The sequence below is a fragment of the Pseudomonas sp. R76 genome, assembly GCF_009834565.1.
Lineage (GTDB): Bacteria > Pseudomonadota > Gammaproteobacteria > Pseudomonadales > Pseudomonadaceae > Aquipseudomonas.
Genome location: NZ_CP019428.1, coordinates 1,463,071 through 1,478,563, shown reverse-complemented (window position 1 = coordinate 1,478,563; position 15,493 = coordinate 1,463,071). Strand labels below are relative to the sequence as shown.

At 62.3% G+C, this 15,493-nt stretch carries 8 protein-coding genes; 3 read left to right on the top strand and 5 right to left on the bottom strand.

Annotated features, from left to right (window positions below; all coding sequences use genetic code 11):
* Window positions 1-120: 120 nt before the first annotated feature.
* From PspR76_RS06500 to PspR76_RS06490, 3 genes are all read left to right on the top strand, one after another.
* Window positions 121-3,213 (top strand): transglycosylase domain-containing protein, encoded by a 3,093-nt coding sequence (locus tag PspR76_RS06500; protein ID WP_159954459.1) that lies wholly within the window; start codon window positions 121-123, stop codon window positions 3,211-3,213.
* 119 nt (window positions 3,214-3,332) lie between these two features.
* Window positions 3,333-8,402: a dermonecrotic toxin domain-containing protein gene (locus PspR76_RS06495; RefSeq protein ID WP_159954458.1), complete on the top strand. Its 5,070-nt coding sequence runs from the start codon at window positions 3,333-3,335 to the stop codon at window positions 8,400-8,402.
* 118 nt (window positions 8,403-8,520) lie between these two features.
* Window positions 8,521-9,567 carry a hypothetical protein gene (locus PspR76_RS06490; RefSeq protein WP_159954457.1) on the top strand — a complete coding sequence of 349 codons (1,047 nt, stop codon included), beginning with the start codon at window positions 8,521-8,523 and terminating at the stop codon, window positions 9,565-9,567.
* On the opposite strand, the gene PspR76_RS06485 is transcribed toward PspR76_RS06490, so the two are convergent.
* The 5 genes from PspR76_RS06485 to PspR76_RS06465 form a co-directional block, all read right to left on the bottom strand.
* Complete coding sequence (locus PspR76_RS06485) at window positions 9,539-10,789, bottom strand: hypothetical protein (protein WP_159954456.1); 1,251 nt, start codon at window positions 10,787-10,789, stop codon at window positions 9,539-9,541. The two genes, PspR76_RS06490 and PspR76_RS06485, sit on opposite strands and share 29 nt — an antisense overlap.
* A gap of 30 nt (window positions 10,790-10,819) precedes the next feature.
* Window positions 10,820-11,320, bottom strand: a complete 501-nt coding sequence (locus tag PspR76_RS06480; RefSeq protein WP_237235730.1) for a CS1 type fimbrial major subunit — start codon at window positions 11,318-11,320, stop codon at window positions 10,820-10,822.
* Window positions 11,317-12,057, bottom strand: coding sequence for a molecular chaperone (locus PspR76_RS06475; protein WP_159954455.1), 741 nt, complete (start codon window positions 12,055-12,057; stop codon window positions 11,317-11,319). The genes PspR76_RS06480 and PspR76_RS06475 overlap by 4 nt, the downstream gene beginning before the upstream one ends.
* A gap of 62 nt (window positions 12,058-12,119) precedes the next feature.
* Entirely contained in the window at window positions 12,120-14,639 is a 2,520-nt protein-coding gene (locus PspR76_RS06470; RefSeq protein WP_159954454.1) for a TcfC E-set like domain-containing protein, read from the bottom strand.
* Between the two features lie 104 nt (window positions 14,640-14,743).
* Window positions 14,744-15,235: a CS1 type fimbrial major subunit gene (locus PspR76_RS06465; protein WP_159954453.1), complete on the bottom strand. Its 492-nt coding sequence runs from the start codon at window positions 15,233-15,235 to the stop codon at window positions 14,744-14,746.
* Window positions 15,236-15,493: the final 258 nt, after the last annotated feature.

The window sequence follows — 15,493 nt, the reverse complement described above, 5'->3', positions numbered from 1 at the left end:
GTCATAGGGTGCGTTACCACGCGGAGCGTGGGAACGATCACACACATTTCCCTCACACTCAGCCCCCAGCGACTAAGCTCCATACAAGTCCGATCAATCTGCGTTAAGGATCAATCGACTATGGGCGCACTGTGGCAAACCGAATCGAGCAAGGCTGCGAAATTACAAGGCAGTTCGGACCCAGCGCCTCAACCCAAAAACAAACCCAGGCCCCGCTATGTGCGGCGCCTGTTCTGGTTGATCGTGCTGATGGCGTTGGTGGCCCTGGGGTTTGCTGCCTTTAAAGAGATGCGCACCTCGCGCCTGCAGGCCCAGCAACTCAGCCGCCTGGCCCACGACCTCACCTGGCAGGTCGAGCCCGGCCCCAGCCAGGCCATGCGCTATCCGGGCGCCGGCCCCTTCGACCGCCGCCTGGGTTACAGCGACCTCGGCACTTTCCTGCCGCGCCTGCTCAAGCGCGGCTATGTCATTGAGGCCCAGGCGCGCTTTTCGCCCGCGTTGATGGACTACAGCGCCAAAGGCCTGTTTGTGCCCTATGCGGAAAAAATCCAGGCCGGGCTGACCATTACCGACTGCCGCGCCGAACCGTTGTACCAGTACAACTACCCACAACAGCTGTATGCGAGTTTCGCGGCGATTCCACCGGTGGTGGTCAGCAGCCTGCTGTTCATCGAAAACCGCGACCTGCTTGACCCCAGCCAGCCCCAGGCCAACCCCGCCGTGGATTGCCCGCGCTTTGCCAAGGCCGCATGGTCGCAAGTCGCCAAAGTGCTGCACCTGCCCGGCCAGAGTGCCGGTGGCAGCACCTTGGCGACGCAGTTGGAAAAATACCGCCACTCCCCGGATGGCCTGACGGTGTCGGGCGAGGAAAAACTGCGGCAGATGTTCTCCGCCGCCGTGCGTGCCTATCGCGACGGCCCGCAAACCTTGCCGGCGCGGCAGAATATCCTGCGTGACTACCTCAACAGCGTGCCGCTGTCGGCGGTGCCCGGCCACGGCGAAGTGCATGGTTTGGCCGAAGGTTTGCGGGTGTGGTACGGCGCCGATTTCAACAGGGTCAACCAGGCGCTGGTCGGCCCGGTCAGCGCCGAACAAGGCCTGGCCCTGCGGGAAGTGCTGTCGTTGATCATTGCCCAGCGCCGCCCTTCTCACTACCTGGCCAAAGGCCGCGATGAACTGGCCGAGCTGACCGACAGCCATCTGCGCCTGCTGGCGCAGAACGGCGTCATTACCCCTGCGCTGTTGCAGGCGGCGCTGGCGGCCAGCGTCAGTTACCGCGATTGGGTGCAACAACCCACCGTGCAGCCGGTGGAAACCAACAAAGGCATCAGCATGGCCCGCGCGCGCCTGGCCGCCCTGCTCGACCGGCCGCTGTACGACCTGGACCGTCTCGACCTGTCGGCCACCACCACCCTGCAAGCACCGTTGCAGGGCCAGGTCAGCGATTACCTCAAGCACCTCGCCGACCCCGACTTCGCGCGCCAGGTCGGGCTGCTCGGCGAACGCCTGCTGACCCCGGCCAACACCGCGCAAGTGCGCTACAGCTTCACCTTGTTCGAGCTGACCCCGGACGGCTCACGGGTGCGCGTGCAAACCGACAACACCGACCAGCCCTTCGACATCAACGAAGGCAGCAAGCTCGAACTGGGCTCCACCGCCAAGCTGCGGGTGCTGACCACTTACCTGCAAATCATCACCGAGCTGCACGACAAATACGCCGCACTCGCCCCCGCCGCGCTGAAAAAAGTCGAGGTGCCCGAACAGGATCCGCTCTCGCGTTGGGCCGTGGATTACCTGACGCAAAACCCCGACCATGACCTCGCGACAATGCTCGACGCCGCGCTCAACCGCACTTACTCGGCCAGCCCCAATGAAGGCTTTTTCACCGGTGGCGGTTTGCATCATTTCCATAACTTTCGCAACGAAGACAACGGCCGCAGCCCGACCCTGCGCGACGCATTGCGCGAGTCGATAAACCTGCCGTTCATTCGCCTGATGCGCGACCTGGTGCGCTTCACCACCTACTCCGGCGCCAACAACAGCGCCGCGCTGCTCAAGGACGACAGCGACCCGCGCCGCCAGGAATACCTCGCCGGTTTCGCTGACCGCGAAGGCACCACCTTCCTGCGCAAGTTCTGGAAGAAGTACCAGAAGAAAGACACCCAGGCGCGCCTCGACACGTTCCTCGACGGCCTGCGCCCCACGCCGATTCGCCTGGCCGCCGTGCACCGCTACTTGTTGCCCGAGGCCAGCCAGGCCAGCTTCAACCTGTTTGTGCGCGCGCACCTGACCGGCGTCAAAACCGGCGAAAAACTCACCGACGAACGCCTGCAAAAGCTCTACAACGATTACCGCCCCGGCACCTACGACCTGCCCGACCAGGGCTACATCGCCAAGGTTCACCCGCTGGACCTGTGGCTGCTGGGTTACTTGCTCAACCATCCCGAAGCGTCCTTCAGCGAGGTGGTCAAAGCCAGCCAGTTCGAGCGCCAGGAGGTCTACAGCTGGCTGTTCAAGAGCCGCCATCAGAGCGCCCGCGACAGCCGTATCCGCACCATGCTTGAAGTGGAAGCCTTCCTCGAAATTCACCAGCGCTGGCAGGCGGTGGGCTATCCGTTCGATCACCTGGTGCCGTCCCTGGCCACGGCCATCGGCAGTTCCGGCGACCGCCCGGCGGCGTTGGCGGAACTGATGGGGATCATCCTCAACGATGGCCTGCGCGCAAAAGTGGTACGCATCGACAGCTTGCACTTTGCGGCCGGCACGCCGTATGAAACCCAGGTCATCAACGACCCGGCCGAAGGCAAACGCGTGATGCCGATAGAAGTCGCGCGGGCGCTGCGTGGGGCGTTGTCGCAGGTGGTGGATGCCGGCACCGCCAAGCGCGTCGCCGGCAGCTTCAAGCTGGACGACGGCACCCCACTGGCCATGGGCGGCAAGACCGGCACCGGCGACAACCGCATTGAAGCCATCGGCGCCGGTGGGCGGGTGCTCAGTTCCAAGTCGATCAACCGCACCGCCACCTTTGTGTTTTACATCGGCGACCGGCACTTCGGCACACTCACAGCGTTTGTGCCCGGCAGCTCGGCGCAGGGTTTCCGCTTCACCTCGGCGCTGCCCGTGCAGGTGCTCAAAGGCATGGCGCCGATCCTTATGCCGTACTTGAAGCCGGGTGAGCAGACGCTGTGCGCGCCGATGGCTAGTCGGCAGTGAACAAATCGCCGGGCTGACCAGCAGGCCGCTCGGCAGCTACTGTCGATAGACAATTACCGCCTGGCAGGCCCCTGCGCCGGCCTAGTCTGAGGGCCCTTCCTGCCACAGAAAACACCGTCATGACGACACTTGCTACCGCGTCCCTCAAAGCTCAAAGCCCGCACTACGAACTGATCCGGGACGCCTTGCCCGACTGGATAAAAACAGTCCCAACCGCACGCATCAACGCCTTGAAAACCAGCCAGAAAAGCCTGCCGGCCTGGTACAAAAGTGCCTCGCCCCAGCAGCACCAGCTGTTGAAAACCGCGATAGCCGAACACTGGAAAACCCAAACGCTGGTCGACCAGAAACTGACCCCGGTCACCGACGTCAAAGGGTTTGCCGAGCCCTTGTTAAAAGCCGCGCTGAAACGGCACTACAACCTCGACGTGGATGTGCAGCGCACCTGCTTGCGGCTGTATGCGCCGGCCAAGCAAGCGTGGTGGTTCAAGAACCTCAGCGGCGGCGTGCAAAGCCGCACGGTGTCGCTGCTGGACGCGGCGTTGCACAACTTCGCCGACAGCGAGGTGTTCACCGCCGACTCGCAATTCATCACGCGGCCCGATGCTTCGGGCCGTTTCGATGTGCTGAGGCTCAACAACACACTGTCGATCCAGCATATCAAAAACCTGGTGCGCAGCCTCGACATCGGTGCCCAGTATCAAACGCACCTTGAACTTTACCTGGGCCGCACCGAGCCGGTGGTGGACGGCGTGCTGCGTGCCCGTGTGACCGCCAACCAGCTGGCGGCCCTCAAAGTCGCGGCGCAGATGGCGCTGATGAAAGGCGATATCCAGCCACAGGACCATCAACTGATCACCCACCTGATCGAAGGCCGCCAGGGGCTGACACTCGACGGCAAGGCCGCGCACTGCCATGACCTGAGCCTGTTGGACGCGACCTTGACCGGCGTCGTGTTGATCGCCGCCGACCTGGAGCAACACCGCCAGGCGCTACCCGTCATCGCCTATGTGCCGGATGACCCGCAGCACCCGCTCAAGCGCTACGCCTCGACAGTGGCGTTCATGCAGACGCTGACCCGACAACTGCGCCAGCCGGACTACCAGAAATTCTTCAGCCGATTTGTCGAGCATCAATACCAGGGGCATTTCTTCAGCCAGATGGGCGCGCGCCTGAGCGCGGTGAAGTGGCACGCGCATGTGCCCGGCGACCCACTGCCGAGCTGGCGCGAAACGGCGCTGAACAGCCCCCAGCTGCAGTTTCGCGCGACGCGTATCCGCACGGCGCTGTGGGAACATGTGTACCCGCGCAAACTCAATAAAATCCTCAACGATGCGCGTGAACTGGCGGTGCCCACGGCCTACGCCGACCGCATGGCGCGCTGGGCCTGGTGGGACAACCTGGAGAAGATCTTCGCGGACATTCTCAATGCTGCGTTGCTGGTCGTGACCCCTTTCGTGCCATTTTTGGGCGAGCTGATGCTGGCCTATACCGCTTACCAACTCGCCGACGAAGTGTGTGAAGGCTTGTTGGACTGGGCCGAAGGCTTGGGGCTGGAGGCGATTGAACATGTGGTCGGGGTGACCGAAAACGTGCTGCAACTGATCGCCTTCGGCGCCGCCGGGCAACTGGCGCACGTCCAGTTGTCGGCGTTTGTCGAAGGGCTGAAGCCGGTGACCCTGGCCGATGGCAAACAGCGGTTATGGCATGCGGACTTGAGCCCTTATGAGCAAACCGCCGTGACCTTGCCCCCAGGCGCAAAACCCGACGCCCAGGGCTTTCATCGGCACGACGGCAAAACAATCCTGCGCCTTTGCAACAAGCACTACGCCGTCAGCCAGGACGCCAACAGCGGCCAGCACCGGGTCATCCATCCACAACGGCCCGACGCCTATCGCCCCGAGGTGGTGCTTAACCGTCGCGGCGCGGCGGTGCTCGAAGGTGAGGAACCCAGGGCCTGGGACGCGTCGCAACTGTTGCGGCGCGTGAGCCCGACCACCGCCACCTGGCCCGAAGCACGCCTGCAACAGGTGCGCGACATCAGCGGCACCGAACCCGGCGAGCTGAGGCGAATGTACGTCGAAAACCAGGCACCGCCACCGCTGCTGGCCGACACCCTGGATCGCTTCGAACTGCGCCAACACATCGAGACCCTCAGCGAGTCGCCCGCCGGTAACGGTGAAGCCGCCTACTGGTCGGCGGATATGGTCACGCGCATGGACGGCTGGCCCAGCGGCAAAGCCATCGCCGTGTTCGAGGCGCCTGACCTGAGCGGCGAACCGATCGTGCATGGCGCAGCGGCGGATGCGACCCTGTCCATCAGCCGTGAAGACCTGCTGGCAGGCCGGCTGGCCGAGCGCGTGGTGGACTTCCTCGACGAAAGCGAACTCACAGGCTTGCTCGGCGAGCCATTGCCCGTCGACCCCAACACGCGGGCACAGGCACTGCGAGAACACCTGAGCCGCTATGTGGCATCGCGCAAGGACGACATTTTCGAGCATCTGTATAGCTTCAAACGCCAGTCAAAAAGCGCCCATGGTTTACTGCTGCAACGCCAATTCCCTGACCTGCCCGACCACCTGGCCCAAACGATACTGGCCCAGGCGCGCCCCGCCGAGGTGCGGCTCATGGACGAACAACAGCGCCTGTCGGTGCGCCTGAGGCATCAGGCCCGGGAGCTGCAATTCGAAGCGCGAGCCACCCACGCCTATGAAGGCTTTTACCAGGGTGATGCGCCGACACCCGACACCGAACGCCTGCTGCTCAATGCCCTGAGAATCCACAGTGACGCCTTCGGCAATCAACGCCTGAGCATCCATGAGCAACTGCCTGGCGGGCAATTGCGCTGCCGTGTCGGCCCGGATGATGCGGCCACCGAAACCCTGCTGATACGCACTGCGCCCGGGCGGTATGCGCTGCACGGGGCAGACCCTGAGGCCACCTGGGATTTATATGAGGCCGTGCTGCACGCCGTGCCCGCCGACACGCTGGGCTTCACGCCCGGCCAAGGCGAGGCGTTGCGCCAGTGGCTCAAGCAAACCCTACAACCACCGAGCGAACGCCGTACCCTGCTGGCCGAACCACAGATCTTCGCCGAGCCACGCCGAGAGACGTTGCGCTTGCTGCAAAAACCCATGTTCAGCGCCCTGCGCCAGCGCATAGGCCGTACCAGCATCGAGGAACGGCTCAAAGAGCTGTATCCGACACTGACCGAAGAAGACGTGACGGCCTACGCCCATTCCCTGAACACGGCCGATGGGCAAAGCCTGTTACTCGAACTCGAAACCCAAAAGAAAATCCTGCTCAAAGAACTCAAGAGCTGGCAGCAACTCCCCGCCGCCGGCAGCCGGCACCTACGGCCATCGCTGCCGGAACAGTTATTCAGAAAACGCATGACCAAGCACATCAGGGAAAGTTGGGAGCAATCGGCCAAGGGGTACGAAACCGACACCGGCACCCGGCAACTGGGCAGCGAGCTGGACCTGCGCGGAGAAATCATCCACGGCTTTTTACAGAACTTCCCCCAGCTCAACACCAAGTTGAGCCACGTCACCAGCATCAATTTGACCGATACCGAATTTACCGACGCCGACAGCCCGTTCCTGCACAACTTTCCCAACCTGCGCAGCCTGGATATCACCGGCAGGCGCCTCAGGAAACTGCCGGACGCCATAGCGGGCATGCCTCGGCTCAGGCACCTGGGGCTGGCGGAAAACCCCATTCACTGGACCTCCCAGCAGTTGGAGCAGCTGCAAAACCTGCAGCGTTTGCGGGTGCTGATCCTCTCGCACAACCCACACCTGAGCCTGCCACCCAACATCGGTCGTATGCCCGCACTGCAGGTACTGATGCTCAATAACACGCGCATCAGCCAATGGCCCGAAGGACTCTTCGAGCTGCCCCGCAATCAGGCTTTCCACCTCAACTTGCTGAACACGCCTATCAGCCAGGTGCCCATCGTCGAGCCGGGGTCCGCGTCGGCGGAACTGATCGCCCGCACTCGCCTGGACCGCCACAAGCTGGAGCGCGACGCTGAGGACCGCGTCGTCGGCTACCGCCGCGCCGCCGGCCTGGACCCTTACCGCACCTACCCCCCGCGAGGCGCTGAGGACAGCCAGTTCTGGCTCGGCCACCTGGCGCCTGTGCTACGTCAAGGCTGGCAGGAAGTCTGGGATGAACTGGAGCAGGCGCACGGCTCCCAGGGCTTTTTCGAGGTGATAAAAAGCCAGCAAGCACCGGCCCCCGAGGTCGTCCAGGACCCGGCGGACCTGGTGCGTTATCAACAGAACCTTACCCACTTGCGCCAAAACGTATTGCGCCTGTTGCGCGCTGCCGACAGTGATGAACAAACCCGTACCGCACTGTTCAACCTCGCCGCCGCACCGGCCCAATGCGCCGATGCCGGCGCCCAACTGTTCAACGCCATGGGCTTTGAGGTGCTGAAACTGGAGGCCTGGGTCAAGCCCACTGTGCAAGCGCGGACCAATGCACTGGTGCTGCTGGCCAAACAAAAGGCGCGGCTGGACAAGGTCAACCATATCGCCAATCGGGATATCCAGAGGCGCCTGGCAACGCCCACGCTCAATGATGACGGCAGTGCAGGCCCACCCTTGCGGCTGACCACCGATGTGGTCAATGGCGAACCGGGCACCCTGGATGAAGTCGAGGTGTACGGCGCCTACCAGACTGGCCTGAAGGCACGCCTGGAGCTGCCCTGGCTGGCCGATCACATGCTCTACCGCACCACCGCTCAAGTCGATGCAGGGCAACTGGTCAGTGCCTACAACAAAGTGATCGAGGAAGAACAGGATGAAGGGCTGGTGGACCAAATGCTTGAGCAGTACTTCTGGAGCGACTATTTGCGCAACTATCATGATGACGAGTACGCAGAAGTCACACGCCAGCAGCAACAGGCCAGCGAAACCATCGACGCCTTGCGCCTGGCGCAAAACGCCTTGGCCGGCCATGAGCAATTGCCGGCAGAGCAAAAAAACCAGGCCACCGGCGCGCAACTGCGCCAGCGCGTGATCGAGCTGGCCGACGCGCTGGAGGTGGCCCCTGCGCAATTCTTGACCGGCGAACCCATGAGCGACGAGCTGTACGGGAGCCTGTTTCTCCAAGGCTTTGAGGATGAGAAGGAACTGGGCCGACGCCTGACTCGCCAGGCCATGGTGATCGCCGGCGTCTAATCCACCGACCTGTAGTGGTTATGTATTCCTGTGGCTTTGCTGGAGGTGATTAGTGTGGGCATTCGCGTGTGGTGCCCGCACTGCACGGTTACCTCTATCGCCACAGGGAACCCAAACCATGCCTTTACCCCCACTGCCCACTGCCGAGGAAATGCTCCGCCCGTTACTGACCTGTATCACCGCCATTGAGCATCTGCTGGATGCACAACCGGACTTGGCGACGGTGATGGACGCTCAGTTACGCCAGGCATTCAGTGCGCTGAACCCTGATACGGTTTTTCTCAACGAGTACGTTTACGACAGCACGTCGACACAGGGACATGACAGCCTGAGCCTGTACTTGCAGGCGCTCGCGGCATTCTGGTCAGCGCCCCACGCCAGCACCGGCGCCCTGAGCGTGCTGGAGGCTGTAAGCCAACAGCAGCGGGTGATGTTTGCGCTTGAGGCGGACCTGCAATTGCTGGATGCCCGGCAGCAGCTCGCCCTGGCTGAACAGGCCCGGGAGAAAAAGCCTGGCGATGCTCAGGCGCTAACAGCCGTCGCCAGCGTCAACGCGCGCCTGAAGACGCTGACCGAGGGCCGACAATTGATCGAGAATCGGATACTCCATGAAACCTCGAACAACGCCACGCCACCGCAAACCGTCGGCATTAGCCTGTATTCAACAGCGTCGCCTGACGGGTCCACGCCGCTCAACGGCTGCTTCATACTGACCGAGCACCTGCATGGGGCGCGGCCGGCAGTGCTTTATACGCCGCAATTCGGGGTTGAGATATTCGAGCACTTCTCCGCCATGGAGAATGTCTTGCGCCGCCGTCTGGTGAGCGGCGACGACAAAACCCTGCTGCTCGCCAACGTTGCTCAACGCCATCGCGCCCAGGCCAGTGAGACGTTACGCGACGGGCAATACCTGCGCTATACGCCGATCACCGGGCCCGTATTCAGTGCCTGCCTGCACGCCCTGCGCGACCAGCAACAGGCGGATATCGAGCAGGCGTTCAGCGCGTCCCACAGCACCTTTGACGCCTTGGCGACAAAAGTGCGCAGCTGCCTCGCACTGCCACTCAAGGGCAGCCCGGGTGTGCTGGCGCGGTTGCCTGAACCGCTTGCACGCGTGGGGCCGAGGTGTATCGGCACTAAACTTCCGAATCCCAGATCACCGTGATGTTGCCTGAATAAGCCCGCGACTCACCCACCTTGAGCATCTTTTCCACTTCGTCCCGCTCGATCTCGAAATGCAGGGTGCTGGGCTTGCGGTCCACATAAAAGGTCGGCTGGAACAGCTCGGTGCCCACGCCATCGCGGCGCAACGGCCGGCGGTTGACCGGGCGCCCGGCCGGGTCGGTAATGCCGTGGGGCAGGCTGACACTGACGTTCACCGGCACCGACTCACCGGATACGCTATCGAGAATCCGGCAGGTATTGTCGGCCTCGGCATACTGGCAATCGAGGCTCATCTTGAAGCGTGAGGAGGCGTAGAGGTTGACGGTCTGGTCCTTGAATAACCGCGTCGGTTTGCGGCCCTGGTTCAGCCACGCTTGCCAGCCGCCCTGGGGCACCAGTTCGATAAGGGTGCCACCGGGCGGCACGTCGACCTTGAGGATATGGTCGACGTCCAGGGTGAAATCCAGGATGAGCGAGCTATCCCCGGTGGGGATCATATTATCGCCAAAGTCAAAGTCCGCCCCCGCGCCACCGACGGTGTACGTCATGCTGCCCACGTATTGCCCGGACGCCATGCCCAAGGGGTTGGGGGTGACGAGTTCGTAGGCGTACTCCAGGGTGTAATAGTTGAGCCACGCAATGTCAGACGACGGTACACGGTTACACGCCCCGGCATCTTTGGGTACGACCCAGAAAAATGAGGCATAAGAGGCGGATGCTGCCAGATGCCCGGTGCTGACGCAGGGGCTTGGCGCGCGCCGCCACTGGTTGTCCCAATTGGCCCCCGGCTGTGTCCATGCAGAAACACCAGGCGGCCTTGGCAACGACCAGAGCGCCCCGAGCCCGGCAATTCGCACCTGCACGGTTTCCAGTTCTCCGGTTGTGGTATTGCGCACCTCCACGTCCCTGAACGATGAAGGCACCTTGAAATAGGCCCCGGCTCGTGGGTCCGCATGGTTGGCCACGATGGGCGCCTGGGAACTGGCTACGAAGTTGATAAAGCGCAGGCTGAAAATACCCAACGCCTTGCATTGGGCCGGGATATGCCCTGCGCAAATCGAGCTTTGCGGTGTGGTGTTCTTGAACTTGTTGGCCGTCACATTCGTGGGGTCAGGCCTGAAACTGGCGGTGATCTGCTGAGTTTCTGCGCTTGCAGGTACAGTCCACAACGCACTCGCCAAACCGGCGGCCACGGCCTTTTGCTTGAATGTCTTGAGGTTCATTTTTATTACTCATCCATCGAGTCGGCGGCATCAAGGCCTGAGCGCATCAAAAATAATCTGCACGCTGCCGTAGTACTGGCCCGGCAGGTAGCCGTCCACGGGCGGCGGCTCGGCGGCAATCACCAGAGGCACGCGCTTGCCCACCTTGGCTTCGTCCTCCGGCACCACGAGGGTGTCGACCACATCCAGGCGGTGGCCATTGAAGGTCACTTGCAGGGCAATCACGTCAGTGCCGTTGGACAGCACCGGCGCAAACCCCAGGCGCGCATTGATACCGCCCAGCACGTTCTTCACATCAAAGGGTTCACGCAACGGGCTAAGGCTTCCGGTCACCAGGTTGTAGTGCATGACCTGCTCGCGCTCGAGAAAGCCAGGGTTGAGCGCCAGCACAAAAAAGTCGCTGGTGGGCACCTTGACCGAGACGTGGAACACCGCTTCTTCACGGGCGGCGATGGCGGGAAAACTCAGCAGCGCCAACACGCACAACAGCGGCACCGCCGACAACCGCCACTGCGGCATCGAGCGGTTCACCCTTTCACCACATAGTCTTTGCGGGCCGCACCTTCTACGAGCTTGAAGCGGTATTCGCGACCGGCTTGCTTGTCGAACGAGAAAACGCGCCCCGGCAACACGTGGTTCTTGGTGGTGGGGTGGCAGTCATTCGGCTTGCCGGCCACGCAGTTTTTGAACTCATCCACCTCGATCACACTGTTGCCGCTATTGCGCAGGGTGTAGTGGGCACCGCCGTTTTCAATACGGGTGTCGAAGCGGGTGTCCTTGGGCCGCACAAAAAACACCGTGCCGTAACCGGCCAGCACGCTGACCCCGGCTTGCAAGGTGTTTTGGTAGGCCTCGCGCTCTTCCTCGGACACCGCGAATGCGTCCTCCTTTTCGGGCATCACCGGGATGTAGCGCACCCGGAAGTAACGCTCGCGGCCGCGCTCGCCCAGGTAGACCAGGCGCGTGCCCTGCATGCCGTTGGCCGGCACGATCAGCCGGGCGGGGCTGGCGATCAAGCCGTCACGGGCGCTGCTGTCGGGCTGGGACTGGAGGGGTATTTCCCTGGCCGCGCCTTGCGCGTCGTAGACGATTTCAAGAATCTCGACCTTCACAAAAGCGGTGCTGGTGCCGCCATTGAAAATGCGTTTGAGATAGGTGCTTTTGTCGCCATCCAAGTAGTCATACACCACCCCGACGTTAATGCTGGGACCTGCCTGAACCCCGTGGGCCAACAGGCAAAAACCCATGACTGCCAATACTCGTTTCATTGCGGTGAACCTCATCGAATAACTGTCGCAGGGGCACGGGCCACCTGCCCTTTTCAACCCCTTCAACCCGCCGCTGGCGGCACCACCAGCGCGTCGGCCAGGGTGTCTTGGGTGCAGCGCAGATCACCGATCATCAGCACATCGTTTTCGCTGCGCGCCTTGCTCGGGTCGAGACGGAACTGGCACAGCAACTCGGTGCCACGGCGCACTTCCAGGGTCGGTGAGCCAGCGTTCATTTCCATCGAGAAAAACCCATCCACTTCGCTGACCCCACGGCTGGCGTGGTTGATGAGGTGGTGGCCCTTGAGCGGGCGGCCCTGCGGGTCGACCAGGCGACCGAGCACGGTCACGGTTTTCATCACGCTGATCTTGCGGTAGCCGACCCCGCCCTTGTTCAGGTGGTAAGCGGTGCGCGCCGGTTGGATAGTGGCGGCCGGCGGGTGATTGCCCTCGAAGTCGAAGGCCACCGAGCTGCTCTTGTAGGCGGTGATGGGCACGAAGTTACGCCCGGGCCGCAGGGGCATGCTGGAACCGGTCATGTCATCGGCACGCAGGGCAATGCCCTCCATATCGGTTTCCACGTCAATGATCATTCCCGAGCCGCTGCCGTGGTACTGGCTGGTCAGGACCATCTTTTGCGCGCCCACCGCGAGGGTGTTGTTGAGGTTGAGGCCGCCGGTCAAATCGCCGTTATAGGACGAGCGCTGGGCAAAGGCATCACCCGCCAGGGTGTCGGTGGCGAAGCTGGTCATGCTCGACAGGCCCACGCCGTAGACATCGGTCAGGGCCGTGACCGAGACGTTTTGCAGGGCGTGATCCTTGAGTTCTTTGCGGTAGGTCAGCGAGGCGTTGTTATCGCGCTGGCCTTCGCGCGCGGTGCGCGAACCGATGCTGCCCGACCAACTTTCCCCAGGGCCGCCGAGGGCCAGGTTGAGGGTCAGGTCGACGCCGCGATTGCGCTTGTCGCTGAGGGTGCCCGTGGCGGGCCGGTCGAACACCGACAGGCGCCAGTTGGCATCGCTGCCGAACAGGGTGTCGTGCCGGGACCAGCCCAGGTCCAGGCCGACACCTTCGACATTGCCCTTACTGTGGGAGACGCGCGCGTTGACGGAATTCTGGTTGCCCAAACGGTGGTTGACCGACAACGACGACGTGCTGGTCTGGCCGACAAACGTGTTGCGCTGGCGCAGGCGTGTGCCGTCGGGCAAGGTTTCGTAGGTGTTGCGGGTGTCGAGCCAGCTGCGGTTATGGCTGGCGATCACGCTGCCCATGCCGTAGCTGAAGAGCCCTTGCACATCCATGCCGGTGCCATAGTCGCGGGTCTGGTAGACGTTGGCATACACACTGGCGCTCTGGGCCAGGCTCCAGTCGATGGAACTGCCCAACTGCAAGCGGTCCTGCACCTGGCGCCCCGACAGGCCAAGGACCACGCGCGGGTGCGCCAGGTAGTTGACCGAGGCACCGGCGGTCATGTCGCCCTTGTCACGCTGTTCCCAGTTGTTGAGCAAGGTGCTTTCACGCCCGGCAAACAGGTTGTAGCGCCAGCGCTCGTCATGGTTGCGCCAGTTATTGGGCTTGTACACCAGCTCCTGGCGGGTGGACGTGACCTGGCCGTCTTCGATCAGGCGCACTTCCACTTCATAGATACCGCCGGGCAACGGCCGGGTGTCCAGCGTCTGCAAACCGGCCGGCACGGGCTGGGTGTTGATCAACAGGCCATTGCGGTAGATCTCCACCGAGCCCTGGCGGTTGGACGTGACGTAGATCGGGTAAACGCTCGGCTTGGGGTTGTTGATCGCCAGGCTGTCGGAACTGCCGACCATCACCCCGACGGCCACATCCGGCGCCGCGCCGAATGAACGGGGCTGGCGGTTCAAGCCTTCGGCGTTGGGGGTGAAGTAGCCCAGGCGCAAGAACTGGCCCTCGAACTCACGCTGGGCGTAGGCCGAATAAAGCGCGTGGTAAAGCTGGGTATCCGGCCCGCCGAGGCGCGCCAGTTGCATATTCAGGGTCTGGCTCCAGTTGCCCAGGCTGCTGCTGGTTTCAATGCCGAAACGCCCGCCCAGGTCCTGGTTCTGCCCGCCATTGAGGTTCAATTGGTGGTTGATGATCAGCCCGGTGCTGCCGCCGTCGGGCTGGGTGTAAAACTGCTGCGGGGCCGCATCACGCTCGGCATTTTCGGTGAGGATGGAGACCAGGGAGTTTTCCAGGTTGTAGTGCACCGCCGGCAATTGTTCCGGGCAGCCCTGAGTGCATTGCCCCAACGGTACACCGGGCTTGAGGTAGTTCTCCCAAACGTCACGCTCGGTGCCGCTGATCGGGCTGTCGCTGTGGTCGGTAAACTCCAGCAGGGTAAGCCGATCATCCCGGCTCAGCACAATCATCGCTTCGCCCACGAACTGTTGATCCCGCTCGACCCGTACCGCCAGCGGCACATCGAAAAAGTGCTCTTCGAAATCGCTCGGCAAACCTTTAGCCTGAGACAACAAACTGCGCGGGGTGTAGTTGTTATCAGGCGCGGCCATAACGACCGAACAGGTGGCGAGCGCAATGGCTGCCACGAGGGGCCTCAAAGGGAACATGAACTCAATACTCTGTTGGCAAACTGCAAACCGGTTGAAAGCCGACCGCAGAAAGCAGCCGGCTGACGCGTTCAATAAGGGCTGGCCTTATTGGCCACTTGTACTCATGGCGTGGTGCGCGGCACGTTATCGAAGATCACGGTGGACACCGTGGCGTATCGGCCGGTTTGTGTGTCGGTTGGCTTGGCCGCCTTGATCACCATGGTTTTTTGCAGGCCCGGGTTGGACTCGGCGTCTGCCGCCACTTCTTTAGGCGTGCCATCGAGCGTCACATCGCCCAGGGTGATGGTCAGTGGGATGGCGTCGGAGCCGTTGGTGAGCGCTGCGGGACCGTCCTGCAGGTAGGCATCGATGGAGCCACCGGTGTTTTTCAGGGTGAAGACGGTGGACAGCTGGCTCAACTCGCCGCTCACCGTGTTGTAGGTCATGACTTCGTCACGACCGAAGTTAGGGTCCAGCGGCTGGGCGTGGAACTGCTTGGTCGGAATATCGGCGCGGATGTTAATGAGGGTGCTGGCATCGTTGGCGGCCATCGCAGCCGAAGCGCCTAATACCGCGACAGCCAGAGGGAGGCAAACTGCGAGTTTCTTGAACATGGTCAATACCTGTTTTTAACGTTTAGTTGAGGCGCTGCACGGCGAGATCGAGACAAACGCTGCGTCTGAACGCATTAACATCAGTCGCGTTAACCCCGCCAACTCAGTGTTGCAACGCTGCACTAGAATCCGTTAATTCAACCAACAGGTATGCCAGCCACGTCCCTACTCGGCGTGGGTTTAAAGTGTGATCTTTGAAAGAAAAAGGTGGCCTTTTGCCAAAACTTTGGAATTGACCGTAAGAGCAGGACTACACTT